This is a genomic window from Shewanella sp. MSW, from assembly GCF_007636515.1.
Taxonomy (GTDB): domain Bacteria; phylum Pseudomonadota; class Gammaproteobacteria; order Enterobacterales; family Shewanellaceae; genus Shewanella; species Shewanella indica.
Window position 1 is genome coordinate 139,909 of the sequence record NZ_LVDR01000003.1, and the last position, 24,621, is coordinate 164,529.

25 protein-coding genes and 1 tRNA gene are annotated in these 24,621 nt (G+C 52.7%); 9 read left to right on the forward strand and 17 right to left on the reverse strand.

What is annotated here, in order from left to right; all coding sequences use genetic code 11:
• Positions 1–12 precede the first annotated feature (12 nt).
• A tRNA-Gly gene (locus AYI96_RS03835) sits at positions 13–88 on the reverse strand.
• A 115-nt stretch (positions 89–203) separates the two neighbouring features.
• Positions 204–749, reverse strand: a complete 546-nt coding sequence (gene orn, locus AYI96_RS03840) for an oligoribonuclease (protein ID WP_039034500.1) — start codon at positions 747–749, stop codon at positions 204–206.
• A 112-nt stretch (positions 750–861) separates the two neighbouring features.
• On the opposite strand from orn, the gene rsgA reads away from it, so the two are divergent.
• The 5 genes from rsgA (at position 862) to AYI96_RS03865 (ending at position 7,722) form a co-directional block, all read left to right on the forward strand.
• Complete coding sequence (gene rsgA, locus AYI96_RS03845; RefSeq protein WP_144361034.1) at positions 862–1,926, forward strand: small ribosomal subunit biogenesis GTPase RsgA; 1,065 nt, start codon at positions 862–864, stop codon at positions 1,924–1,926.
• Between the two features lie 31 nt (positions 1,927–1,957).
• A complete protein-coding gene (asd, locus tag AYI96_RS03850; RefSeq protein WP_039034498.1) occupies positions 1,958–2,821 on the forward strand; it encodes an archaetidylserine decarboxylase in 864 nt (287 codons plus the stop codon).
• Between the two features lie 2 nt (positions 2,822–2,823).
• Positions 2,824–3,714, forward strand: a complete 891-nt coding sequence (locus AYI96_RS03855) for a DMT family transporter (protein WP_405130411.1) — start codon at positions 2,824–2,826, stop codon at positions 3,712–3,714.
• 75 nt (positions 3,715–3,789) lie between these two features.
• A complete protein-coding gene (locus AYI96_RS03860; RefSeq protein ID WP_144361035.1) occupies positions 3,790–6,996 on the forward strand; it encodes a mechanosensitive ion channel domain-containing protein in 3,207 nt (1,068 codons plus the stop codon).
• A gap of 6 nt (positions 6,997–7,002) precedes the next feature.
• Positions 7,003–7,722 carry a glycerophosphodiester phosphodiesterase gene (locus AYI96_RS03865; RefSeq protein ID WP_144361036.1) on the forward strand — a complete coding sequence of 240 codons (720 nt, stop codon included), beginning with the start codon at positions 7,003–7,005 and terminating at the stop codon, positions 7,720–7,722.
• A gap of 16 nt (positions 7,723–7,738) precedes the next feature.
• On the opposite strand, the gene AYI96_RS03870 is transcribed toward AYI96_RS03865, so the two are convergent.
• Positions 7,739–8,071, reverse strand: coding sequence for a DUF3392 domain-containing protein (locus AYI96_RS03870; RefSeq protein WP_039034494.1), 333 nt, complete (start codon positions 8,069–8,071; stop codon positions 7,739–7,741).
• A gap of 47 nt (positions 8,072–8,118) precedes the next feature.
• On the opposite strand from AYI96_RS03870, the gene AYI96_RS03875 reads away from it, so the two are divergent.
• Positions 8,119–9,045, forward strand: a complete 927-nt coding sequence (locus tag AYI96_RS03875) for a D-2-hydroxyacid dehydrogenase (protein WP_039034493.1) — start codon at positions 8,119–8,121, stop codon at positions 9,043–9,045.
• Between the two features lie 292 nt (positions 9,046–9,337).
• Positions 9,338–9,529, forward strand: coding sequence for a bacterioferritin-associated ferredoxin (locus AYI96_RS03880; RefSeq protein WP_025009364.1), 192 nt, complete (start codon positions 9,338–9,340; stop codon positions 9,527–9,529).
• Between the two features lie 76 nt (positions 9,530–9,605).
• On the opposite strand, the gene parC is transcribed toward AYI96_RS03880, so the two are convergent.
• From parC to nudF, 7 genes are read right to left on the reverse strand one after another with little or no spacing between them, the layout of a single operon-like run.
• Positions 9,606–11,873, reverse strand: coding sequence for a DNA topoisomerase IV subunit A (gene parC, locus AYI96_RS03885; protein WP_039034492.1), 2,268 nt, complete (start codon positions 11,871–11,873; stop codon positions 9,606–9,608).
• Positions 11,873–13,051, reverse strand: a complete 1,179-nt coding sequence (locus AYI96_RS03890; protein ID WP_083399850.1) for a PQQ-dependent sugar dehydrogenase — start codon at positions 13,049–13,051, stop codon at positions 11,873–11,875. The genes parC and AYI96_RS03890 overlap by 1 nt, the downstream gene beginning before the upstream one ends.
• A 44-nt stretch (positions 13,052–13,095) precedes the next feature.
• On the reverse strand, positions 13,096–14,982 hold the full coding sequence (gene parE / locus AYI96_RS03895; protein ID WP_071476826.1) for a DNA topoisomerase IV subunit B: 1,887 nt from the start codon (positions 14,980–14,982) through the stop codon (positions 13,096–13,098).
• Positions 14,983–15,035: 53 nt separating this feature from the next.
• Entirely contained in the window at positions 15,036–15,611 is a 576-nt protein-coding gene (locus tag AYI96_RS03900) for a YqiA/YcfP family alpha/beta fold hydrolase (RefSeq protein ID WP_039034490.1), read from the reverse strand.
• Positions 15,612–15,646: 35 nt separating this feature from the next.
• Positions 15,647–16,486 (reverse strand): 3',5'-cyclic-AMP phosphodiesterase, encoded by an 840-nt coding sequence (gene cpdA / locus AYI96_RS03905; RefSeq protein WP_039034489.1) that lies wholly within the window; start codon positions 16,484–16,486, stop codon positions 15,647–15,649.
• Positions 16,487–16,501: 15 nt separating this feature from the next.
• Complete coding sequence (locus tag AYI96_RS03910) at positions 16,502–16,936, reverse strand: DUF1249 domain-containing protein (protein ID WP_039034488.1); 435 nt, start codon at positions 16,934–16,936, stop codon at positions 16,502–16,504.
• Positions 16,917–17,543 (reverse strand): ADP-ribose diphosphatase, encoded by a 627-nt coding sequence (gene nudF, locus AYI96_RS03915; RefSeq protein ID WP_039034487.1) that lies wholly within the window; start codon positions 17,541–17,543, stop codon positions 16,917–16,919. Before nudF ends, AYI96_RS03910 begins: the two co-directional genes overlap by 20 nt.
• Positions 17,544–17,779: 236 nt before the next feature.
• Here nudF and tolC point away from each other — a divergent pair, with 236 nt between their 5' ends.
• Positions 17,780–19,096, forward strand: coding sequence for an outer membrane channel protein TolC (tolC, locus tag AYI96_RS03920; protein WP_039034486.1), 1,317 nt, complete (start codon positions 17,780–17,782; stop codon positions 19,094–19,096).
• A 70-nt stretch (positions 19,097–19,166) separates the two neighbouring features.
• Here the strand turns inward: tolC and AYI96_RS03925 are convergent, their stop codons facing one another.
• Genes AYI96_RS03925 through AYI96_RS03935 form a run of 3 tightly spaced genes read right to left on the reverse strand, consistent with a single transcriptional unit; the run spans position 19,167 to position 21,359 of the window.
• Entirely contained in the window at positions 19,167–19,904 is a 738-nt protein-coding gene (locus AYI96_RS03925) for a TIGR04219 family outer membrane beta-barrel protein (RefSeq protein WP_071476827.1), read from the reverse strand.
• 3 nt (positions 19,905–19,907) lie between these two features.
• Positions 19,908–20,879: a DUF2333 family protein gene (locus tag AYI96_RS03930; RefSeq protein ID WP_039034484.1), complete on the reverse strand. Its 972-nt coding sequence runs from the start codon at positions 20,877–20,879 to the stop codon at positions 19,908–19,910.
• Positions 20,880–20,891: 12 nt separating this feature from the next.
• A complete protein-coding gene (locus AYI96_RS03935; RefSeq protein ID WP_039034483.1) occupies positions 20,892–21,359 on the reverse strand; it encodes a copper chaperone PCu(A)C in 468 nt (155 codons plus the stop codon).
• A 52-nt stretch (positions 21,360–21,411) separates the two neighbouring features.
• On the opposite strand from AYI96_RS03935, the gene AYI96_RS03940 reads away from it, so the two are divergent.
• The gene (locus AYI96_RS03940; protein WP_039034482.1) at positions 21,412–22,152 is read left to right on the forward strand and encodes an enoyl-CoA hydratase; all 741 of its coding nucleotides are present in this window, start codon (positions 21,412–21,414) and stop codon (positions 22,150–22,152) included.
• 62 nt (positions 22,153–22,214) lie between these two features.
• Here AYI96_RS03940 and AYI96_RS03945 read toward each other — a convergent pair whose 3' ends face one another.
• The 4 genes from AYI96_RS03945 to dusA all read right to left on the reverse strand — a co-directional run bounded on the left by AYI96_RS03945 (position 22,215) and on the right by dusA (position 24,472).
• Entirely contained in the window at positions 22,215–22,544 is a 330-nt protein-coding gene (locus AYI96_RS03945) for a hypothetical protein (protein WP_025886876.1), read from the reverse strand.
• A 41-nt stretch (positions 22,545–22,585) separates the two neighbouring features.
• The gene (locus AYI96_RS03950) at positions 22,586–22,780 is read right to left on the reverse strand and encodes a PspC domain-containing protein (RefSeq protein WP_025009353.1); all 195 of its coding nucleotides are present in this window, start codon (positions 22,778–22,780) and stop codon (positions 22,586–22,588) included.
• 127 nt (positions 22,781–22,907) lie between these two features.
• Positions 22,908–23,207, reverse strand: a complete 300-nt coding sequence (locus AYI96_RS03955; RefSeq protein WP_039034481.1) for a hypothetical protein — start codon at positions 23,205–23,207, stop codon at positions 22,908–22,910.
• Between the two features lie 242 nt (positions 23,208–23,449).
• Positions 23,450–24,472: a tRNA dihydrouridine(20/20a) synthase DusA gene (dusA, locus tag AYI96_RS03960; RefSeq protein ID WP_144361037.1), complete on the reverse strand. Its 1,023-nt coding sequence runs from the start codon at positions 24,470–24,472 to the stop codon at positions 23,450–23,452.
• Positions 24,473–24,621: the final 149 nt, after the last annotated feature.

Consider the following 24,621-nt stretch of genomic DNA (forward strand, 5'->3'; position numbering starts at 1 on the left):
GCGTCTGGAATTTGGAGCGACATATCGGGTTCGAACCGATGACCTGTACCTTGGCAAGGTACCGCTCTACCAACTGAGCTAATGTCGCATTTCCACTTACTTTAACCGTTCACACTGGTTACCACCAGCGGAAAGGTGAGGCCGCATTATATGGAAATTTCCATCTGCTGCAACCCCCTAAAACAGATTTATCGTCCGATCGCTCAAATTTTAAATACTCGCTCACGATAGAACTTCAGCTCGGCGATCGACTCTTGAATATCCATCAACGCCTGATGAGTATTTTGCTTTTTGAAATCCTTCATGATTTCCGGCTGCCAGCGCTTGGTCAGTTCCTTCACCGTACTGACATCGATATTGCGGTAATGGAAGTACTCTTCCAGCTCACGCATATACTTGTTCAGAAAGCGTCTGTCCTGACCAACACTGTTGCCGCACATGGGAGACACGCCTTTAGGCACATACTTACTCAAAAAGGCAATAGTCTCAGCTATGGCGTCAGCCTCTGTGTGTTTGGAGGCTTTCACCCGCTCAATCAACCCGGAAGCGCCGTGATGCTGTTGATTCCAATCATCCATGGCGGCTAACACTTCATCACTCTGATGAATTGCTATCACTGGCCCTTCACCGATAATGTTCAGCTCCTTGTCTGTAACCAAGGTTGCTATTTCCAATACTCTATCGGTTTCAGGCTCCAGCCCGGACATCTCGAGATCGATCCAAATCAGGTTATTTTCATCCGCAACCATAGCTCAGCCCACCGTTCCAGTTCGCCTAAATTCAGGCTTTTTTATTTAAGACCGTGTATCATACTGCTTTTTGCCAAGACACAAAATCACCTTATACCGCGAAGAGCTGCCTGTGAGTAAAAAGAAACCATTGAGCCATGGCCAACTGCGCCGTATGAAAGCCAATCACCAGAAGCGTCTGCAACGTGGGAAAAACGCTACTGAGACTGCCCCTGAAATACAAGATAGCTCACTCGGCCCCGAACTGGAGGCCACGGTTATTTCCCGTTTCGGCCAGCATGCCGATATTGAAACCCATGATGGCCAACTGGTTCGTTGTAATCTTCGCCGCACCATAGGCAGCCTGGTTACAGGCGATAAAGTGGTGGTACGTCTGGCGACCGACCCACAAACTACCGTCGCAGGAGTGGTTGAAGCCGTCCACCCACGCAGCTCGTCACTGACCCGGCCTGATCTCTATGATGGCGTTAAAGTTATTGCCGCCAATATAGATCAAATTTTCATAGTGTCATCTATACTGCCCAGCTTTACCACCCAGATTATTGACCGCTACCTGGTGGCGGCAGAAGACACAGAGATCCCGCCGGTGATCATTCTCAACAAGGTCGACTTGCTGGATGAGACTCAGGCTGTTGAAGTAGAAACCGCCCTGGCCCGCTACCGTGCTATCGGCTACCCGGTCTATAAAGTCAGCAGTAAAACCGCTGAAGGGATAGAACAACTGAAAACCCTGTTGCAAGGCAAAACCAGTGTATTCGCCGGGCAATCCGGGGTAGGTAAATCATCTCTTATCAATGCCCTGCTACCGCAGGCGCAGTTGCAAACCGGGGAAATATCGGAAAATTCAGGCCTGGGTCAACACACCACCACCACGGCGAAACTACTTCACCTGCCCAGCGGTGGCGATCTGATTGACTCACCCGGGGTTCGCGAATTTGCCCTCTGGCACTTACCTGCCGACCGTGTCGGCTGGTGCTTCGTGGAGTTCCGTGATTTTCTCGGCGGCTGTAAATTCCGCGACTGCAAACATCTGGACGATCCCGGCTGTGCATTGCGTAAAGCGGTAGAGGAAGGCAAAATTGCCGAAGACAGATTCAACAATTATCACAGAATTATCTCCAGTCTGGATGAACAGCGTCACGCCCGCCACTTCCGCGCCGGCATGGACGACATTTAAGCTGGCAAAGCCCATTTGAAGGAAGCAAAAATTGGATAAAGTGAAGATTGCACTGCAGTACATGCTGCCCAAGCACCTGTTGTCCCGCCTGGTAGGGAAACTGGCAGCGGCCGAAGCCGGCAAGCTGACCACCTGGGCTATTCGCTGGTTTATCAAACAGTACAAGATAGATATGTCAGAAGCGGCCCAAAGCGAGCCTGAAGCTTACAAGAGCTTCAACGCTTTTTTCACCCGCGCCCTGAAAGACGGCGCACGCCCTCTGTATCAGGACTCAGAATACATAGTGCACCCGGTCGATGGCGCCGTGAGTCAGTGTGGTCCCATTGAAGACGGCCGTATTTTTCAGGCCAAAGGCCACCACTATTCGGCTCTGACCCTGCTGGGGAATCAGGCCAAAGACGCCGAACGCTTCGAAGACGGCGACTTTGCCACCATCTACCTGGCTCCCAAGGACTATCACAGAATCCATATGCCCATCAAAGGCACGCTGTCGAAAATGACCTATGTGCCCGGCGAACTCTTCTCAGTCAACCCGTTGACCGCCCGCAATGTACCCGGGCTGTTTGCCCGTAACGAGCGAGTGGTCGCCATATTCGAAACCGAAATTGGCCCCCTGGCCATGGTATTGGTCGGCGCAACCATAGTGGCCAGCATAGAAACCGTTTGGGCTGGCACTGTCACGCCGCCGACAGGCAAGCGCGTGTTTACCTGGGAATACCCCACCACAGGGCCGGATGCCATCACATTGGAGAAAGGTGCCGAGATGGGCCGCTTCAAATTGGGCAGTACCGTGGTCATGCTGTTTGCCAAGGACGCCCTGGATGAATTTGCCGATGGTGTTGAGCCAGGTGCCGTAACCCGTATGGGTACACCTTTTGCCAAAATAGAGGACTGAACTTGTCTGCCAAGGGGCAAGCACGTACAGGCCTGACAGAACTTCATCTGGCGGTACTCCTGTTCGGAGGAACCGCCCTGTTCTCCCGACTTATCCCCTTAAGCGCCCTCGATATCACTCTGCTGCGCTGCATTATCGCCGCCATAGTTCTGGCGCTGCTGGTTAAACTTAGTCGTCAACGCCTGCGCTTGCTGCGCGGCAAAGATTACCTCATCGCCCTGTTGCTTGGGGTGATTGTCAGCCTCCATTGGGTGACCTACTTTGCGGCGATGCAACTCTCCTCTGTCGCCATCGGCATGATAGCCTTTTTCACCTATCCTGTGATGACAGTGCTGGTCGAACCCTGGTTTACCGGCAGTCGCTTACACCTTAGAGATCTTGTCAGCGGTTTGGCAGTATTGCTGGGGGTGATTCTGCTGATCCCCGAGCCGTCATTGGGCAACGACGTTACCCTTGGGATCCTGGTTGGGATTGTTTCCGCCATCTTGTTCACCGCCCGCAACCTATTGCACAAACGCTACTTCACCGCCTACAGCGGCCAGCAAGCAATGTTTTATCAAACCGCGGTGGCAGTGCTGGTGTTGGCCCCTTGGCACAGTCTTAATGCCGGTGACATCAACAACCAAACCTGGGGATTGCTGCTGCTTTTGGGAGTCGTCTTTACCGCGGCGCCCCATGCCTTGTTTACTTCCGCACTCAGATACTTGAGCGCCAAAACTGTCGGTTTAGTTTCCTGCTTGCAACCCTTCTATGGCGCTATGCTCGCCTGGTTACTGCTGGATGAGTCGCTGACGCTGACAACCGCCATCGGCGGTACTCTGGTGGTAGCAACCGCCTTGTTTGAAACATCACAGAGTCACAAATCACAAGCCCCGAAAAAGAACCTTGGCTGACATATCAAAACCCGCTTAACTTAGCTAATATGAGCTGTCGATTCACTCTTTGTATTTAACTCTTTGAATTTAACTATGGTTCGAGCCTGCATCCTGCTGTTTTGTCTCTTTTTTGTCGCCACCGCCCAGGCCAACTCGCCACTGGGGTTGGATAAACGCCTGGGAATTAATCAACAAAACACTGAAACCCTGTCGCAGGAGCAACAACTGGCGCAGTTGGAAAAAAGCATTCAACAACTTGCCGACACCAACCGCAGCTATCAAGAACTGCAACTTAATTTCGAAAGCCGACGCCAGCATCTTTATGATCTGCTGCAGGAAGCCGCCACACCACTTAAGCCCGAACGCCATCAGGATCTGGATCAGCAGGCCTCCATGGCCTATCTGCGCCTTTCCGAACTGAAAGAGAGTGAAACCAGCCTCAGTCAGGCCAACAGCGCCATGCTCAAGCGCCATAGCGAATTACCTGCCGAAATAGTAAAAATCAGACAGGCCCTGCTGCAACAGCAAAAGAGTCAGGCGGTGGCCGGTGACAATGCCGCCAAAGAGCTGCAACAGGCACAGTTGTTATTGCTGGAGCAACAGCTCACCACTCTGGAAAGCGAACTGGCGGTCAGCCAACAAAAGCGCGAACTGCATCAGTTACAACTGCAACTGGTACGCAAGCAGTTGCAGCAACAAGAGCTGCTTATCGAACAGCTTAACCGCGCCATTACCGATGCCAGGCAGCAGCAGGTCAATGCCACACTGGCCGAAACTCTTAATGCCGAGGCTGATGGCCGCGATCGCCTGACCACAGAGCTGAGTCTGGCCAACCAAAAGTATGGTCAGCAGTTACAGCAATTGACTGAGCAGACGGCACAGACCATTGCCCTGCAGGAGCAGGCGGAGAAGCAGGATCAGTCCCACAGCAAGCAACTGGACAACATCAAAGAGCAGATCAGCTGGGTCAAGATGAACCCGGTTTTCGGTGAGCGCTTTTTGCAGATCCTGCAGTCACTGCCAAAGCCCCCCAACCAAGAACACCTGCAAACCCAGATAGCCGATGCCAGACTCAATCGCTATCAGATTGAGCAGCAATTTGCCGCCAATGAGCAACTGCTAACGACCCAAGCCTACAACAATGAATCTCAGTTACGACTGCTTGAATCGCAACAGGCCTTGCTGAGTCAGTTATTGAAAGGCTATGACACCTACCTCAGTGAACTGGCCAAGCTCAAAAGCAAGTATGAGCTGCTCACCGACAGCTATCAAAGACTCAAATCCACCCTCAATGAACACCTGTTCTGGGTGCCCAACGCCTACAGCATCAGCAAGCTGTGGCTGACGGATCTGCAGCGCTCCAGTCTCTGGCTCTGGCAACAAACCGACCTGCCGGAAATAAAGCAGGGGCTGACCGAACTGAGTCCTTACTGGTCCTGGTGGATCATCCTGGCGGTGTTGTGTCTGGTAGCACAGGATATTCTCACCCCCAGATTCAAGACCATGATGCGCGAATGTGAGGCGCCGGTCGGCAAGGTGACCCAGGATAAGTTCATCTACACCATCCAAGCGCTGCTAATCAGCGCCGGTTACAGCTTGTTCAAACCCTTTCCCATAGTGGCGGCCGGCTTGATTATGCTGCAGTCCGACAGTAACCCCATTCAAGCCATAGGTATGGGCGTGCTGGCTATAGGCAGCCTGTACCAGCTCTATCGCTTCATCTATCTGCTGGCACTGGACAAGGGCCTGCTTATAGGCCATTTCAAACGGCCACAAGAGGTGATCCGCCAGGGCCAGCAGCGTTTTCGCCGCTTTATTATCATGACCATGCCCTTGGTGGGCGTCATGGGCTTTACCGAAATTCTCGACTCATCTCTGGTGCGCAACAGCATAGGCCGCGGCGCCTTTATTCTGTTCTGTATCATGCTGTTTATGCTCTATCGGGACGTACTGACTCTGTCCCGTCGCTATCGTGAAAGCCATCTGGACGACAAGAATAAGCGTCTGCTGCAAAAGCTATTGTGGCTACTGTTGTTGCTGGTGCCGCCACTGAGCGCCGTGTTGGCATTCAGAGGCTACTACTTCACCGCCTTCCAGATGCTGCTGCAGCTGCAGCTTTCTTTACTGCTGGGACTCGGCTTTCTGTTGCTGTACCAGTTGCTGAAACGCTGGATGTTGATTGAAAGGCGCCGCATCGCCTTCGATCGCGCCAAGGCCCGCCGGGCCGAGCGTCTGGCGCAGCGGGAAAAAGGTGATACCTCATCAAGCAACAACGATCATCAGGACACCTATGAAGAGCCGGTTGTCGATTTGGAAACCATGTCCAGCCAATCACTGGGGTTGGTGAGATCCCTGCTGCTGCTGGCGTTTCTCGCCTGCCTGGTCGGCCTGTGGACCCAAACTCATACCGCCCTATTCAGCTTCCTCGATGGCATTACTCTTTGGACTACAACGACTACCGGGGTAGGCGGAGTCGAGCAACCGCTGCCCATCACCATGAAATCACTGGTATTTGGCGCTATCGTGGTCGGCTTTTCCATGATGATAGCCACCAACCTGCCCGGCCTGTTGGAGCTGACTATACTGCAAAAACTGGATCTCACTCCAGGAACCGGCTTTGCCATCACCACTGTGACCCGTTACCTGGTGGTCTTTATCGGTATTGTCATCGGCTTTGCCACCCTGGGGATGGAGTGGTCCAAGCTGCAATGGTTAATTGCAGCGCTGACTCTGGGTCTTGGTTTTGGTCTGCAGGAGATCTTCGCCAACTTTATCTCGGGCCTTATCATACTGTTTGAAAAGCCGGTGCGGATCGGCGATACCGTCACTATTCGCGACCTTACAGGTACGGTATCCAAGATCAAAATCCGCGCGACCACCATCATAGATTGGGACAGAAAAGAAATTATCATCCCCAACAAGGCCTTTATCACAGAGCAGCTAATTAACTGGTCGCTGTCGGATCCCATTACCCGGGTGATCATCTATGTTTCGGTCGCCAGGGATTCAGATCCCGCTAGAGTGGAGGCCGCGCTCTACCAGGCGGTGAAAGAGTGTGAGAACGCACTGGAGACCCCAGAACCGGAAGTCTGGTTCGCCGGTTTCGGCAAGCACACTCAAGACTATGAAGTCAGGGCTTATGCCAAAGATATGTCTTCCCGCTGGCCGCTGCGCCACGATCTGCATAAGCGGATCAGCAAGAAGCTCAAGGAGAATCAGTTGGAGCTGGCCTACCCTCAGCTCGAAGTGCATATCAGCAACACGCACAACAAAGACACCAGCGGTATTATCAGAGGTTAATCGCAGATGTTGATTTTCGCACACCGTGGCGCCAGTGGTTATGCGCCGGAAAACACCCTTAAGGCGATGGCGCTGGCACTAGAGCTTGGTTGTGATGCAGTTGAACTGGACGTGCACCACGCCGATGGTGAGCTCTGGGTGTTTCATGACCGCCGTTTAAGTCCCAAGAGCGACGGCAAAGGGCTACTCGCGCAGCAAAGCAGCAGCTATCTAAGACAGCTGAGGGTCGAGGGAGAGCCTATCCCTACCCTGCGCCAGGTACTTGAGCTTATCGAGGGGCGCATGACGGTCAACATAGAGCTCAAGGGAATAGGTTGCGTCGAGCCTTTTATCCAGCAATACCCGCAGCTACTGCAACTCGGCTACCAGCCAGAGCAACTACTGGTGTCTTCATTCAATCATCTCTGGCTCAAACAGGTAAAACAGCAGTTGCCCGAGATACCGGTAGCGCCACTGCTCGAGGGGATAGCGCTCAACCAAGCCGCCGTGGTCAGTGAGCTCAAAGCCTGGTCACTGCATCTGGATATCAGCTTTATCAGCCGTGAACTGGTAGCCGATGCTCATCAGCGCGGCGCCAAAGTGTATGTCTATACCGTAGATGATGCCGATGATATCAGGGCACTAGCGGCGCTGGGGGTAGATGGAATTTTTGCCAACTATCCAGACAGAGCCGCCGCCGCATTGACTCATGAGTCACAAACCGACTACCGCCACTGGTTTGAGTGATCTCTGGTTAGATTGTTCAACTCTGGTTATTGCGCTGGGCCCAGCCGCCGACAAAAATAAAAGTGCCACTGACCAAGAGTAAAGTCCACAGCGCCGGTAGGTGCGCCAGCTGCCTGGCGAGCCAGGGGCTAAGAGCCACTATCAGCATGCCGTAACCAAAGGCGTTGACCAGAATAAAGATCAGCGTGCGCAGTACAAAATTGCGTGCCCCGAGCTTACGGCGCAGAAAACGGTTGAAGTCGGCACCGAACACCAAAATGACGCAGGCAACCATGGCGGTGGCTATCTCATTAAGCCAGGGATAGAGCTGACTACCCAGCTGGGTCAGCAGTTGCGTAACTGAATCCATTAAAATATAAATCCATAAAAATAACGAAAACAACAAGGACTGATACTATGGCATACAAGCTGCTGTTACTCACCCGGGAAAATGCTGAATATCGACAGTTGTTGTCCGAAAAATCACTTCCTGGCCTCACTATCCTTGGCGATGACCCGGCCAATATCGCCAGTGCCGATATCTGGCTGGCCGAGCCGGCTCTGGCCCAACCGCTGCTGAGTCACGGCAAGAATCTCAGCTGGTTGCAATCAACCTTCGCCGGTGTCGATAAACTGCTTGGCGCTAAAACCAGAAAAGACTACCTGCTGACCAATGTGAAGGGGATCTTCGGCCCCTTGATGAGCGAATACGTGTTCGGTTATCTGCTCGCCGAAGTTCGCCAACATGCGCTGTATCATCACCAGCAGCAGGAGAAATACTGGCACCCAGGTCCTCTGGCCACCTTGCAGGGGATGAAGATGCTGATCCTGGGCACGGGTTCCATCGGCGAGCACCTGGCCGCCAGCGCCAAACACTTCAAAATGCAGGTCTGGGGCATGAACCGCAGCCAAAGGGCCGTCGCGGGCTTTGATTGCATCATCAGCCCGGCCCAGCTCGATGAGCTTTTGCCCCAGGCCGATGTGGTTGTCAACACTCTGCCGAGCACTCAGGAAAGCCGAGGTTTGCTGAGCAAAGAAAGACTGGCACTACTCAAAGACAGCGCGATACTGTTCAACATAGGCCGCGGCGACGCCCTAGATCTCGATGCCCTGGTGGTCGAACTCGGCCGCAGAAACCGGCTTAAAGCCGTGCTGGATGTGTTTGCCCAGGAGCCGCTGTCACCGCTGCATCCCATCTGGGATCGCCCCAATGCGGTAATCACTCCCCATATTTCAGCGCCCAGCTTCCCGTCTCAGGTGGTCGATATCTTCGCCCGCAACTATCACCACTATCTCAATGCTGAATCACTGGAGAACCTGGTGTACTTCGACAGAGGTTACTAATCCTTCCTCTAGCGCGCCCATTCCTCCGGGCGCGGTGCTATTTTCTGACTAAAGACCTAAGGAAGTTCTTGCAAAGGACTAGGGCCATTTGCTGCGAACCACGCCTTGCATCCAAGCCCGCCAGCCGACGCAGAGCACACATGAGACTTGTTCGCACCTTCCCTAATAACCAACTAAAGGGTGATCTACCCTAAAATATATCCAAGCGTTATTAGTATTGATAACGGTTTTCATTTAGAATTGCGTATTGAAAAATAACGTCCACTTACCAGCAGTAACCGGAGCCCGATAAATGTACGTTTGTCTGTGTCATGCAATTACGGATACCCAGATAAAGCAGGCAGTCAGCCAGGGAGATGTTAGCCTCAGCGAGGTGAAAAAACGCCTCGGGGTGGGTGATCAATGCGGTAAGTGTGTACGGATGGCGACGCAAATCATCCAAAATCAGCTGGATCTTGAGCCCAATTATTACGAAGTCGCCTGATATATCAGGTAAAAAACAAAAGCCGCATCATGATGCGGCTTTTGTGGTTTTTGGGCCGGGCTACTTTTGGGTCGGGCTACAGCGCCGGTTCCTCCACACTGACTTCAACACTGTCGACTCTTTGCAACCCTCTAGGTAGCTTGGCACCGCGACGGCCACGCTCACCACGATAATGCTCCAGATCGCTGCTCTTTAGTGTCAGCTTACGCTTGCCGGCCCAAAGGGTGACATTGGCGCCTTCCGGCACCAAGTAAAGGTGAGTCACCAACTCTTCACGGTTTTTCGCCCGCTCCGATGGGATGCCGATAATCTTATTGCCCTTGCCCTTGGCCAACTGCGGTAGTGCCTCCATGGAGAACATCAGCATCCGCCCTTCATTGGTGATGGCCAGAATCGAACTGGGTCTGGACTTATCCAGTTTACGTGGCGTCAAAGCCTTGGCATTGGTCGGCAGCGTCAGCAAAGCCTTACCCGCCTTGTTGCGCGACACCATGTCCTTAAAGGCGCAGATAAAGCCGTAACCGGCATCACTCGCCAGCAGGAAGCAGTTATCATCATCCCCGAGCAATACGTGCTCCATGCTCTCCCCCGGGGCCAGATTGAATCTGGTGGTAATAGGTTCCCCTTGGCTGCGGGCCGAAGGCAGAGTATGGGTATCCGTGGCGAAGGCACGCCCGGCGCTGTCAATAAACACAGATTGCTGGTTGCTGCGTCCGGCCGCGGCGCAGAGGAAACTGTCACCTGCCTTGTAGGACAACCCGGCAGCGTCGATATCATGGCCCTTGGCACAGCGTACCCAACCCTTTTCAGATAGCACCACAGTCACGGGCTCGGTTGGCACCAACTCCTGCTCCGACAACGCTCTGGATTCGCTTCTCACCACCAGTGGCGAGCGGCGGTCATCACCATAGGTTTCCGCATCTGCCTGCAACTCTTTCTTGATCAAGGTCTTCAAGCGGCGTTCCGAACTGAGCAGCAGTTGCAGCTTTTCCCGCTCGGCTTCGAGCTCATCCTGCTCACCACGGATCTTCATCTCTTCCAGCTTGGCCAAATGGCGCAGCTTGAGCTCCAGAATCGCTTCGGCTTGCTTATCTGTCAGCCCAAAGCGGCGCATCAGTTCGGCCTTGGGTTCATCGTGAAAGCGGATGATCTCTATCACTTCATCGATATTGAGGAAGGCAATCATCAAGGCTTCAAGAATATGCAACCTGGCCAGTACTTTATCCAGACGGAATTCCAGACGGCGGCGCACTGTATGAATTCGAAACTCCAGCCACTCACTCAAGAGTTGCTTGAGGCCCTTGACCTGGGGCCGACCATCGAGACCGAGCACATTGAGGTTGACCCTATAGCTCTTTTCCAGATCTGTGGTGGCAAACAGGTGCGCCATCATCTGTTCGATATCGACCCGGTTGGATCTCGGCACTATTACCAAGCGCACCGGACTTTCATGGTCCGATTCATCGCGCAAGTCTGTCACCATGGGCAACTTCTTGGCCTGCATCTGCGCCGCCAACTGCTCGAGGATCTTGCTGGAGCTGGCCTGGTGCGGCAAAGCCGTTATTACCACTTCACCGTTTTCCACTGTGTAAACCGCACGGGCCTTGATTGATCCGCGGCCCGACTCATAGACCTTGGCAATTTCAGCGCTCGGGGTAATGATTTCGGCCGCTGTCGGATAATCGGGCCCGGGCACCAATTCCATCAGCCGCGGCAGATCAGCCTTAGGATTATCCAGCAGCTCGATACAGGCGCTGGCCAGCTCGCGGGCGTTATGGGGTGGGATATCCGTCGCCATACCCACAGCGATACCGGTAATACCGTTGAGCAAAATATGCGGCAGTCTGGCCGGCAGTACCAAGGGCTCTTTCAGGGTGCCGTCAAAGTTGACGCCCCAGTCCACTGTACCTTGACCGAGTTCGCTAAGCAGCACCTCGGAAAACTTGGATAACCTGGCTTCGGTATAACGCATGGCCGCAAACGACTTGGGATCGTCCGGTGCCCCCCAGTTACCCTGACCATCCACCAAGGGATAGCGATAGGTAAAGGGCTGCGCCATCAGTACCATAGCTTCATAACAGGCGCTGTCGCCGTGCGGGTGATACTTACCCAGCACGTCACCCACGGTACGGGCCGACTTCTTGTATTTGGCCGCCGCCGATAATCCCAGCTCGCTCATGGCGTAGACAATTCGCCGTTGCACCGGCTTAAGGCCATCGCCGATATGGGGCAAGGCCCGATCCATGATCACATACATGGAATAGTTGAGATACGCCTCTTCGGTGAAGCGCCTGAGCGGCATCTGCTCCACGCCATCCAGGCTCAAGGCTATCGCATCACTCATTATTTATTTTCCTGTTCAGGTGCCGGCGCATAGTCCGACTCAGATTCAGCATCTTCTGCACCAGTGTCTTTGTAATACAGGCGGTAAATGTTTCCCTTCAGATCATCCGAAATATAGACGGCGCCATCCGGGGCTATCGCCAGTGAATGGGGTCTGGCCACCGGAAACTCACCATCGAGAAAACTCACCAGGGTGCGGCGATTGCTCACCTGGCGGCCATCGGTTTCCAGCACCACTATCTGATAGCCCACCTTGCTGGAACGGTTCCAGGAGCCGTTCTCTGCCAATAAAATCCGGTTATGGTATTCAGCGGGAAACTGGTTTCCGCGATAAAACAGCATCCCCATAGGGGATACATGGGCCGGCAGTTCATAGACTGGCTTGGTGATATTCAGGCTCTTGGGTTCTTCATAGGCAGGTTCCTGGACATCTTTGCCATGTACATAAGGGAAACCATAATGCGCCCCGGCAACGTCAACCCGGTTGATTTCATCAGGAGGCAGATTATCCCCCATCCAATCACGGCTCATATCGGCAAACCAAAGGCGGTTATCCAGTGGCGACCAGTCAAAACCTATGACATTACGTATTCCGAGTGCTATCTGCTGACTCCCGCCCGAGTCTACATTCACGGCAATGATGCTGCCAAAAGGGGCGCTGGGCTCACACACATTACAAGGGGCGCTGATAGCAATATAGAGCCTGCCATCCGGACCAAAGCGCATGGCTCTGGCACTCTTTCTGCCGTTGCCCGGCAGTTGATCATAGACTTCCCGAGCGCGCGGAGGACGTCTGAGCCTAGGTTCAATATCCTGGTACACCACCACTCTATCTTCCAGGGCAACATAAAGGTCACCCTTGTGGAAAGCCAACGCCTCCGGGTAATCCAAGCCTTTGGCTATCAGATAACGTTTATCGACCCGGCCATCATGGTTACTGTCGACCAAAGCGTGAATCGTACCGCTCTTGTGAGAACCGACAAACAGAGTGCCTTCATCTCCTACTGCCATCTGTTTGGCATCACCAACATCTGTAGCATAAAGAGAAACACCAAAGCCTTTAGTCACGGTAATGATCATCGACTGAGATGCATGGGCCGCTGCGCTCAGCAACACAGCTCCCAACAGGAGCAAGCCTCCACCGGCCGCGATACCGATTCTGTTATTCAGGTTCATCATATCCTTGCCTTTAAATTTTATAGTTATTGGCACATCAAGGGCGATTACAGCTGAGCAAGGTCTCCCTTGGTTTCCAGCCACGACTTGCGATCACCCGAACGCTTTTTGGCCAGCAACATGTCCATCAATGCCACCGTCTCGTCGACATCGTCTATCGTCAGCTGCACCAATCTACGGGTGTTAGGATCCATGGTCGTTTCCCTCAGTTGCAGTGGGTTCATCTCACCCAGACCTTTAAAGCGGGTGACCTGCACTTTACCTTTCTTGTTGTCTGCGGCAATCCGGTCAAGAATGCCTTGCTTTTCAGGCTCATCCAAAGCGTAAAACACTTCTTTGCCGATATCGATACGAAACAGTGGCGGCATGGCGATATACACATGCCCCTTTTCAACCAAGGTGCGATAGTGCTTCAGAAACAGCGCGCACAGCAAGGTCGCTATGTGCAAACCGTCTGAGTCGGCATCGGCGAGAATACAGATCTTGCCGTACCTGAGTTCGGAAATATCGTCGCTGTCGGGATCGCAGCCTATAGCCACTGAGATATCGTGCACTTCCTGAGAGGCCAGCACCTGGCTCGCTTCCACTTCCCAGGTGTTGAGGATCTTACCCCGCAGCGGCATGATCGCCTGAAATTCTCTGTCTCTGGCCTGTTTGGCACTGCCACCGGCCGAGTCCCCTTCCACCAGAAATAACTCGGAACGCGCCGGGTCCTGGCCGGTACAGTCGGTCAGTTTACCGGGCAGAGCAGGGCCGGAAGTGACCTTCTTGCGGGCAACTTTCTTCGCCGCCCTGAGACGCTTCTGGGCGTTATTGATGCACATTTCGGCCAGCAGTTCGGCCTGATCTGTGTTGCTGTTGAGCCAGAGGCTGAAGGCATCACGCACCACACCCGACACAAATGCAGAGCACTGGCGGCTGGAGAGTTTCTCCTTGGTCTGACCGGCAAATTGCGGATCTTGCATCTTCACCGACAGAATAAAACTGGCCTTATCCCAGATATCTTCCGGGCTAAGCTTAATTCCTCTTGGGATCAGGTTGCGAAACTCACAGAATTCACGCATCGACTCGAGCAGTCCCTGACGGAAACCGTTCACATGGGTACCACCAAGCGGCGTTGGGATCAGGTTAACATAGCTTTCGCTGATACTGTCTCCGCCCTCGGGCAGCCAGGTAATGGCCCAGTCGGCGGCTTCCAAATTGGTTTTGATACTACCAACAAAAGGCTCCTGCGGCAGAGCCGGTGCCTCTTTAAGGGAGTCTTTCAGATAGTCGGTCAGGCCCTCTTCATAAAACCACTCATGGACCTCAGCGTTTTGTTTGTTGGTGAAACGAATTCTGAGCCCGGGGCAGAGCACTGCCTTGGCCCGCAACAGGTAAGTCAGCTTGGTGACCGAAAAGTTGGGCGAATCAAAATAGCTGGGCTCAGGCCAGAATTGCACCCGGGTGCCGGTATTGCGGCGCCCGCAGGTACCGGTTTCCCTGAGGCTCTCGACCTTATCGCCATGCTCGAAGGCCATTTCATAGACTTTGGCATCGCGGCGCACAGTGATCTCGACTCTTCGAGAAAGGGCGTTGACCACAGAGATCCCCACCCCGTGCAAACCACCGGAAAATTGATAGTTTTTGTTGGAAAACTTACCACCGGCGTGCAATTTGGTCAGGATCAGCTCGACCCCGGGGATCCCCTCCTCAGGGTGAATATCCACCGGCATACCACGGCCATCGTCTGTAACTTCAAGGGAGTTGTCTGTGTGCAACACCACATCGATTCGAGTTGCAAACCCGGCCAAGGCCTCATCGACACTGTTATCTATGACTTCCTGACCCATATGGTTGGGTCGAGTGGTATCGGTATACATGCCGGGACGGCGTTTTACCGGATCCAGTCCGTTCAGTACTTCAATGGCATCGGAGGTGTATTGATTGGTCATAGCGCACACTGTCTTTTATGTTCAGGCCATGGTGGGCCGCGAGGATCTGATTGTCAAGATAAGTGTAAAAAACGGCAGACTGAGCCCAGCTTGTCGCCGTAACCCACAAAACTATGGTTTCCACCGCTTTCCAGCAGCATCTCACAGCAGTGATATTTGCCCAGGGCCTGGCGATAATCCAGTACCTCATCGGCAGTCTGTAATAATACAAAAAAACGATCCGGATTGAGAATGACCGGCGTATCAAATTCAATCAGCTGTAGCTGATGCTCCGGCAATAATTGATAGTGTTCATCGGTATAGGGGTTGTACTGTGCCCCCAAATAATCACCAAAGAGCTCAAAGGGGCGCACCGCCGGGTTAATCAGTACCGCCTTGCCGCCATAACGCTCTGCCAACCAAGAGGCAAAATAACCGCCGAGGGATGATCCGATAAACGCCAGTGGCTCGCCGCTGGCCTTGGCGGCTTCGGTCAACTGAATCAGTAGTTCCATCGCCACCTTGGGCGAAGTGGGTAGTTGTGGCTGTTCCAGTCGCACACCGGGAAAGTGTTGTTCAATATAGGTACGGGTAAGCACAGCCTTGTCAGACAAGGGAGAACTGTTGAAACCGTGAATATAGAGCAGCATAGTTCCTCACAAGGGGCCACTGCTCCAAAACAAACTCAGTAGCCGCTGGCCTCAGCATCCGGTGCGAAGCGTTCGCCCGGGATCCGATAAACATTGGTGAGCATGCTACCATCTGGCTTGAGCTCCAGTAAACGGTAGCCTGGCTGTAGTGCATCCAGCGCAAAATAGGACGACAAGGGTTTGAATTGAATACAGGTCGATGGTGTCGCCATCAAGGAAAGCTTGTGACCTTCCCCCTGATATTCAGTATCCAGTTGCTGATGAACATGACCCCAGAGCATGCCCTTTATCTGAGGGTAACGCCCCATTTCTTTGAGGAACTGGGCACCGTTGTCCATGCAATGTTGATCCAACCAGGTGCAGTCCACCAACACAGGGTTATGGTGCATCACCAACAGCACATGCCTGTCAGGTTCGGCGGCGATGGCACTACGGATGATCTCAATTTCGCTTTCGGCCATATGACCACCGGGTTTTCCCCGCACTGTAGAGTCCAGCAGGATAATCTGCCAATTCCCGGCCAACACCCGCCTGTGACCATAGACACGCTCGCCCTGCATATGCAAATACATGATCCTGGGGTCGTCGTGATTACCTGGAATATAGTGGCAGGGAAGGTTTAACGGCTTGATCGCTTCAACAAAGTTACGGTATGACTCACCGGAATAATCCTGACTGATGTCACCACTGGCCAGCAGCATGTCGGCGGGATACTTGACGGCCTGGATAGTATTGATAACGGCGTTGAGACTGTTGGCGGTATTGACGCCAAGAAGCTGTCCTTCAGGTTCGGCAAACAGGTGAGGATCTGTGATCTGCACCAAACGAACGCTCTTGTCCTCAGGAATACCGTATGTGATTGCCTCTTTCAGCACTTTGATTACCCAATCTCAGGACTGACAAACGAGGCGCGCCTGACAGTCTATTTTCAATAACTCCTCCAGGAAGGCGTTTACCTGGTACTTTTCATCGCGGTGATACATGCGTAAGTTCGGATAATCATACACTGGCCGCAATTGGTAAATCTGTCGGCTGCTTAACACTTCTGCTAATTTAGCATCATGATAAATCCGCACGGTAACTTTGGGGACAGGCACTAATCCGCCCTTCCCCACATGACGGGAAATACTCACCAGCTGGGTATAGCGGGTATTTTCCAGCAGCTCGACATCCAGACAACCGAAATCCCCTTCTACCTGCCAGCTTTCGCCCACTTCCCCCTCATCCGGTAACCAGCGCTGAATATGGCCGTAGTTGCGACCACACAAGGCTAAAAAGCGGCTGACATCCGGCTGGTATTTCTTGTCACTGTCTCTCTTGTTCATTGGCCTGCAGTAAATTTTGATAATTGAGCTGCAACCATTGCAGCCCGAGTACAGTCGAAGCATTGTCGATTTCGCCACTGAGCACCTTGGCATAAGCATCAGTGCGGGAAAGCACATGCAACCGAATATCTTCATGCTCTTCGGCCAAGCCGTGCAGCCCGTTTGCGTTGGATGAGTCCACCTCAGCCCAATAGAAGTAGAAACGCTCACTACAACCTCCGGGGCTGGAAAGATAACTGCTTACGGCCGAAATTGCACTGGAGTTGAGTCCGGTTTCTTCCAAAAGTTCCCGTTTGGCGACCTCCTCGGCCACTTCGCCGGGGGCAATCATACCCGCCACCAACTCCAGCAACCAAGGAGATTCACTGGTTTCCAATGCCGGGAATCGCACCTGTTCTATCAGCACCACTTTGTCTTCTCGCGGATCATAGGGCAAAACCACTACAGCGTGACCGCGCTCAAATACCTCGCGAGTCACTTCATCGCTCCAGCCCCCGGCAAACAGCCGATGACGGAAACGGTATTCCTCCATCCGGAAAAATCCCCGGTATAACGTGCGCTGCCCCAGCACCTGAACATCCTCTTTGGTGAATTTTTCTACTGCCATTTTCACTCCGCTTTAGCTATAAAAGGTGCAATTTCAAACCACCCGGCACCATTTACCAATAAAATCTGTTACACTTCCGAATTGACTTGAAAACGGTTGATTTTTTAGTATCAAAACCATTAAGTTTTGCTGTATCGGGAAGCGTCGGGAAGCGCAAACCGCCTTTATCAAAGGCATTAACAGTCTAACGAAGTTGAAACCGCCCGTCACAGGGTGTTTGTCTATAAGGACAGCCAATGAAATTCAAGATCCGCACTTTATGCGCGGCGTTAACGCTCGCAGTTTCTGCCCCGGCCGTTCAAGCCGACGATTTACTTCAGATATATCAGCAGGCATTAACCAATGATCCAGTGGTGCTCCAGGCCAAGGCCAAAAGAGACCAGTTGTATGAAAAAATTGAAGAAAGTCGTGCACCTCTGCTGCCGACTATCAGTGCCAATGTCGGTTATGACAAAGCCTGGAACGATCCCTCTGATGACACCAGTGGCCTGACAGGTGCAATCAAGCTTAACCAGGTCATCTATAATCATTCTGCCTGGGTCGGTTTAAGCCTGGCGGAGAAAGCCGCATCACAGGCCGACGCCGTCTATGCCTCAGCCCTGCAAACGCTGATCACCCGGGTAACAACCGCTTACTTTGACGTGTTGGCCGCCAAGGACAATTACGAGTTCAAAGGCGCCGAGAAGCGTGCCATTGAGCGGCAATTGGAGCAAACCAAACAGCGCTTTGCTGTTGGTCTGACAGCCATTACCGATGTCCATGAAGCACAGGCTCAGTATGACCTGGCGACCGCAGCCGAAATCCTGGCCGAGAACGAGTTGATCAACAGCTATGAAGCCCTGCGTGAAATCACCGGCATAGATCACAAGAGCATCGACATTCTGGATACAGACCGTTTCTCTGCGGCCAGCCCAACTCCAGCCATGCCAAACGATTGGCTTAAAATGGCCGAGACCAACAGTGTCGACCTGCTGACCCAGCGTATCGGTAAAGATATCGCTCAGGAAACCATCAGCCTCTATAAGGCCGGCCATATGCCGTCTCTGAGCCTGAATGCCGGTTATACCAAGGGCCTGGAGCAGGAAATCGGCAGTCAGAACCAACCTGATTTCGATAACGGTACCGTAGGCGTTAACCTCAGTGTACCTATCTTTGAAGGTTTCAAGGTCAGCTCTCAGGTGAAACAAGCGCAATATGCCTATGTTGAAGCCAGTCAGAGATTGGAGCAGACCTACCGCCAGGTAGTCAAAAATGTTCGCAACAACTTCAACAATGTTGGTGCTTCTATCAGCTCCATCAAGGCCTATGAGCAGTCAGTGCTCTCTTCCGAAAGTGCATTGAAAGCCACTCAAGCCGGTTTTGAAGTAGGTACCCGTACCATAGTTGACGTGCTGAACCGTACCCGGGATCTGTATGATTCCAAACGCCAGCTGTCCAACGCCCGTTACGGCTATATCAAGTCGATATTGGCACTGAAGCAGGCCACAGGCACCCTGAATGAAGATGATGTCATCTCAATCAACAACGGCCTGACAACTCCTGCACAGCAATAAGCTGGAGCTCAGCCAATAAAAAACCGCCAGCTGGCGGTTTTTTATTGTCATTTATCAACGGATAACGGAATTAGAACACCAGTTCCACACCGGCAAAGAAGCCGTCAAACTGCATATTACTGCTCATGCCATTGAAGCCGTTTACGTCAAATTTAAAGTCGCGATAGCCGGCACGCACCCGAGTATCCAGCGCTACACCATCAAACTCCCAGCCCAGGCCTACTTGATAGTCATAAACACTGGACTCATTGATACCGGCCAACACATCGGCAAAGGCGTACAGGCCAAAGAAAGGCAGGCCCACCTCGGCATTGGCATAACCCATGACAACACCGCTGTCGATATCACGCTCTTCCGGATGCCCCTTGTCAGCCACCCGGAAAGAACCATCCATCAACTTATAGGCACCACCCACATCCAGAGCAACCAGGTCATTGTCCAATAACTCATAGTAGAGGATAAAGTCTGTGTTGCTCAGGTCGGCCGTAGCGTACACATCACCGCTGAAGCTGTGGCCGTTGAAGTTGAAGTTAGCATTGCTCATCGCGCCATCTTCTTTCAGGCGGTTTTCGCGGATCTTCAGGTTGGGCAGCAGTGGCACAGGGTGCTCAACGCTGAACCAAAGGCTGTACTGGGCAGAAGAGTCATAGTTGAACTCCTGCTGCGGCTGGCCTTTCTCGGCGAAAGTACCGCTGGCATCTCCTTTCCAGTAATCGGCGCCTACCTTAAAGCCTACGACTGTTGCTGCCTGGGCGGAGGTCGCCATCAAAGAAGCCAGCAAGGCTGTCGCCAATAAAGTCTTTTTCATAAATTAACCCTGTGAAAGCAAGTTGGTTAAATCAATCACCGCGGCATTGGCGCGGGACACATAGTTGGCCATCACCAAGGAATGGTTGGCCACCAAACCGAATCCGGAACCGTTGAGGACCATTGGGCTCCAGACTGTTTGCTGAGTCGCTTCCAGTTCACGGATGATCTGTTTGAGACTCACTTCGGCATTCTTTTTCTTCAGTACGTCGGCAAAATCGACCTCTACCGCCTTCATGAAATTCAGCAAGGCCCAGGCAGAGCCTCTGGATTCATAGAAAACATCGTCTATTTGCCACCAGCTGGTCTTAATCTGCTGGCTCGCCAGGTTGGGGGTCGACTGACGCGCGGCACTGTCGCCGGCAAGATCGGTATTCAACCTCTCCTGACCCACACTGGCTGCCAGACGCTGTGACATGCTGCCCAAACGCTTCTGCACCTCTTTCAACCATTCATTGAGGTTATCGGCGCGAGCATAAAACTGAGCATCCGGGTTATTGGGATCCATCATCCGCGCCCGGTAAACCTTCAATAGCTTGATGGCATCACGATATTCGCTCTCGGCACTGGGCACCAGCCAACTGGTATGCTCGATATTCAGCTTGGAGTGTGCTTCCAGCAGATCTTTATCGGCGGTGGACTGAGACTGGGAGCGGCTGAACTCTTTACGCATGATCAAGGCGAGATCCCGCACCTGTTCCAGGGCGCCGAATTCAAACGCCGGCATGTTGTCCATCATCACAGAAGGCGGCATCATGTCGTTGGACAACCAACCTCCTTGCTTATCCAGCAAGGTCTCCATGGTATTTATCAGCGCGCTGGTGGTGGCATAACCTGTTATCTTTTCGCCTTTTTCCGATGTCATCACCTCAGGGGTCAATACATCGGGTTCAATACTCCACCAAACACTGATGCCGTATGCGATAACGAACACTATGGCCGCAGCACCGACACCTTTTTTCCATGTCATTTGCATCCCGGGTTCTCCTTAATGATGGTGATGATGATGCTCTTGGGCTGCAGGAGCATCATGGGGGGATTTTACTTCGAGTTCGATATTGAGGGTTTCACCATTGGCAAAACTCAGTGTCATAGGCACTTTTTGCCCCAACTGCAACGGCGCCTTGAGGCCCATGATCATAATGTGATCGCCACTGCTTTGCAGCGTCAACTGACCATGCTCAGGCAGCGGGAAAGCCGCCACATGGCGCATTTTAACCAAGCCGTCCTCTTCAATCAGGGTATGCAGCATGGTTTCACGGGCCACAGGGGTGCTGGCAGAAACCAGCTCAGTCGCCGCGCCATGGTTGCTGAGTGTCAGATACGCCGCCGTATTGGGAACAGAAGCGGGCATGGCCCGGATATATCCTTGTTCGAGCATTATGTTCGAGGCGAAGGCGCTGGCACTGATGCCGGCTAGCAAGATAACTTTAAACAGTTGTTTGAATATCGCCATCTATGTCTTAAACTCCATGTAAAACCCATTTCGTCAGTAAAGGAAATAACGAATGAGCACGATTCAGGTTCAGGATGAGCAGGGTGTACGTATCATACGTTTTAACCGCCCGGATAAACGTAACGCCCTCGATCTCGATATGTATAAGCAGCTTACAGAATACCTGATCCAGGGGGAAGCGGACAATGAGATCCGCGCCTTTCTGCTGACAGGCAGTGAAAACTGCTTTACTTCAGGCAATGATGTGGCTGATTTTCTCAAGCAACCGGATCTGGGGCCCAACCACCCTGCAGTGCGATTTCTCTTTTGCCTGCTAGAGCTGAAAAAGCCCTTGGTCGCCGCTGTCAGTGGAGCCGCTGTCGGAATCGGCACCACGCTATTGCTGCATTGTGACCTGGTCTATGCCGATAATACAGCCCAGTTCCGCTTGCCCTTTATCGACCTGGCACTGGTGCCTGAAGCCGGCTCCAGCCTGCTACTGCCTGAATTGGTCGGCTATCAAAAGGCCTCTGAACTGCTGTTGCTGGGCGAGAGTTTCGATGCCGAAACGGCGCTGGATCTCAAACTCATCAACCGCATGTTGAGTCCGGCAGAGCTCTTCCCTTATGCGCTGGAAAAGGCCAAAGCCCTGGCTTCCAAGCCACCTCAGGCGCTGCAACTCACCAGACAACTTATGCGGCCACACAAGAGCCGGGTACAACACCAGATGCATCAGGAGTTGGAACTCTTCGGCCAACGTCTGCAGAGCGATGAAGCCAAAGCGGTTTTCCGCCAGTTTCTCAACAAAGGTTAAATCATCGAAGCTGAATCCAATGTTGCTGCGACTGGGCTGACATCAAGCCAGTCGCAGCAACACTACTCCTGCCATTGACTGGACTTGCCTATTCCCCATACTGCCAATGCCAAAACCAGCACCGGCCAAATCATTGCAAAGCCGCTGATAAACATCAGTAATGCCGCAGCAACACAAAGTACGCACACCACTGCCAACACACTGAAAGTCATTGCGGCCCACACCAATGCCAGCATCGCGGTTATCAGGGTCAACACCCAGCTCCAATTTTCGGCATCCAGCCATAAAAACGGGCTACCCCAGATCCCCACTGACATAAACTCGCGGCTGAGCAGAGAGACCATAAGGATCAGCGCGCCGACTATGCTCCACACCAGTAACTGAGACAGCAACCTATATCTTCTGTGCTTGTTTCGACTCCTGTTATACATACTCATTTCACCCACTTGGGCCACAGCAGTGCCAGGGCAAAGTAAGCCGTCAATCCGAGCAATGGGTGCATCAGAGTGATGACTGCGGCAACAATGCGGGTCCAGAATACCGACCAGCCAAAACGCTCGGCCATATCGCGGCATAGGCCACAGACGATGGAAGAATTTCCCTTGAGTGTGCGTTCCAAATCAAACATAACTGACTCCGATTATCTCGTTAACTGTATCTGCCGGGCACCGCAGGCTAACAACGCCATCAGGGTGTAACCAAGCAACGGCAGAAACATCAGTAGTGCCAAAGTGCTATTTATCCACATAGGCACCTCAATCCTTGGCTTGGGTCAGAACACTGGTCTCCACGGGTAACTCGGTGATCTGACTCAGGGTTTCTTGAGTCATCTCGTCGCTCAGTTGGGCCACGCTACGCTCCAGTTCCTGTTGCAGAGAGGCCAGCATTTCGCGCTTGGCACTGAGCAACATGGTCTGAGCCTGCTGACTCAGGTTCTGTTCAACAGCACTGAAGATAGGTTGAGTAGGCAGTACATCGGCCTGGGCTGAAACACTGGCTGAAGCCATAACAACGCCAAGAAACAGAGATTGAATAGTCAGGTTGGAAGTTTTCATGCTTGTCATCCCTTTCTGGTTAAGCTGAACGGGTCAGCGGTCAAGATGACTAATTCAAAGGGCGTGCCAACTGGGAAAAGTTTCGATTAAGGATATGATATTAAATGAAATAAAAATAAAAACGGCCAATCATTAACACAGAATGACTGACCGTAGCAGCACAAAAATACAGCAATTTCCTATCTGTTGGTAAAAAGCGCTATCACCATAGCGATTTTCACCACTCGGGTATTACAGCAAGGTCAAACTCCGCTGTGCATCATTTCACGGGCCTGCAGTAACACTTCTATGCCGGCACCCGGCTTGTGGGCATTCTCGCTCAGATGACGGCGCCAACTACGAGAGCCGGGGATCCCCTGATACAAGCCTGTCATGTGTCTGCTGATATGATTCAAGCGGCCACCCGACTGCAGATGAGCTTCCACATAGGGCAACATGGCATCCACCACCTGATCGCGACTCATAACCTGGCTATCGAGGCCAAAGATCTTCTGATCCACCTCGGCCAGCAGATAGGGGTTTTGGTAGGCTTCGCGCCCCACCATCACCCCATCCAGCTGGGCCAGATGGGTATGCATCTCTTCAAAGCTCTTGATACCACCATTGATGCTGATATGCAGGCCGGGAAAATCCTGCTTCAATTGATAAACCCTGGGATAATCCAATGGCGGGATCTCACGGTTTTCCTTGGGACTAAGCCCCTGCAACCAGGCCTTGCGGGCATGAACGATAAAAGTATCGCAGCCGGCGGTACTCACCTTGGTAATGAAGTCACAAAGAAATTCGTAGGAATCCTTATCGTCTATGCCGATGCGGGTCTTGACCGTCACCGGGATATCCACCTTCTGGCGCATGGCATCGACGCAATGGGCCACCAGCTCGGGATCTTCCATCAAACAAGCGCCAAAGCGGCCGTTCTGAACTCTATCCGAAGGGCACCCCACATTGAGGTTTACTTCGTCATACCCCCTTTGCTGGGCGATTTCGGCGCAGCGGGCCAGATCCTCAACATTGGAGCCGCCCAATTGCAATGCCAGCGGGTGCTCTTCCTGGTTATAAGCCAGATAATCGCCCTTGCCATGTAGTATCGCGCCTGTGGTCACCATCTCAGTGTAGAGCAGCGTCTGACTCGACATCAGCCGGGCAAAGTAACGATAATGGCGATCCGTCCAATCAAGCATGGGGGCAATGGAGAATCGTCTATTGCCTGATATATCTCTAACTCCAGTCACTGTACTGGATTCAGTGGTTTTTGCGTTTGTCATATTATGGTTTATTTCTGTGCGTTTTGATGTATTTTAGCGCTATCAAGTACCCATTTAGGTACCCTAATTTTTAGGATTAGGAACCCATATGGCCTTTTATAAGGTTGAACCCCGGGCAAAAAACGAACGGGGAGCCGCGCTATAAATGC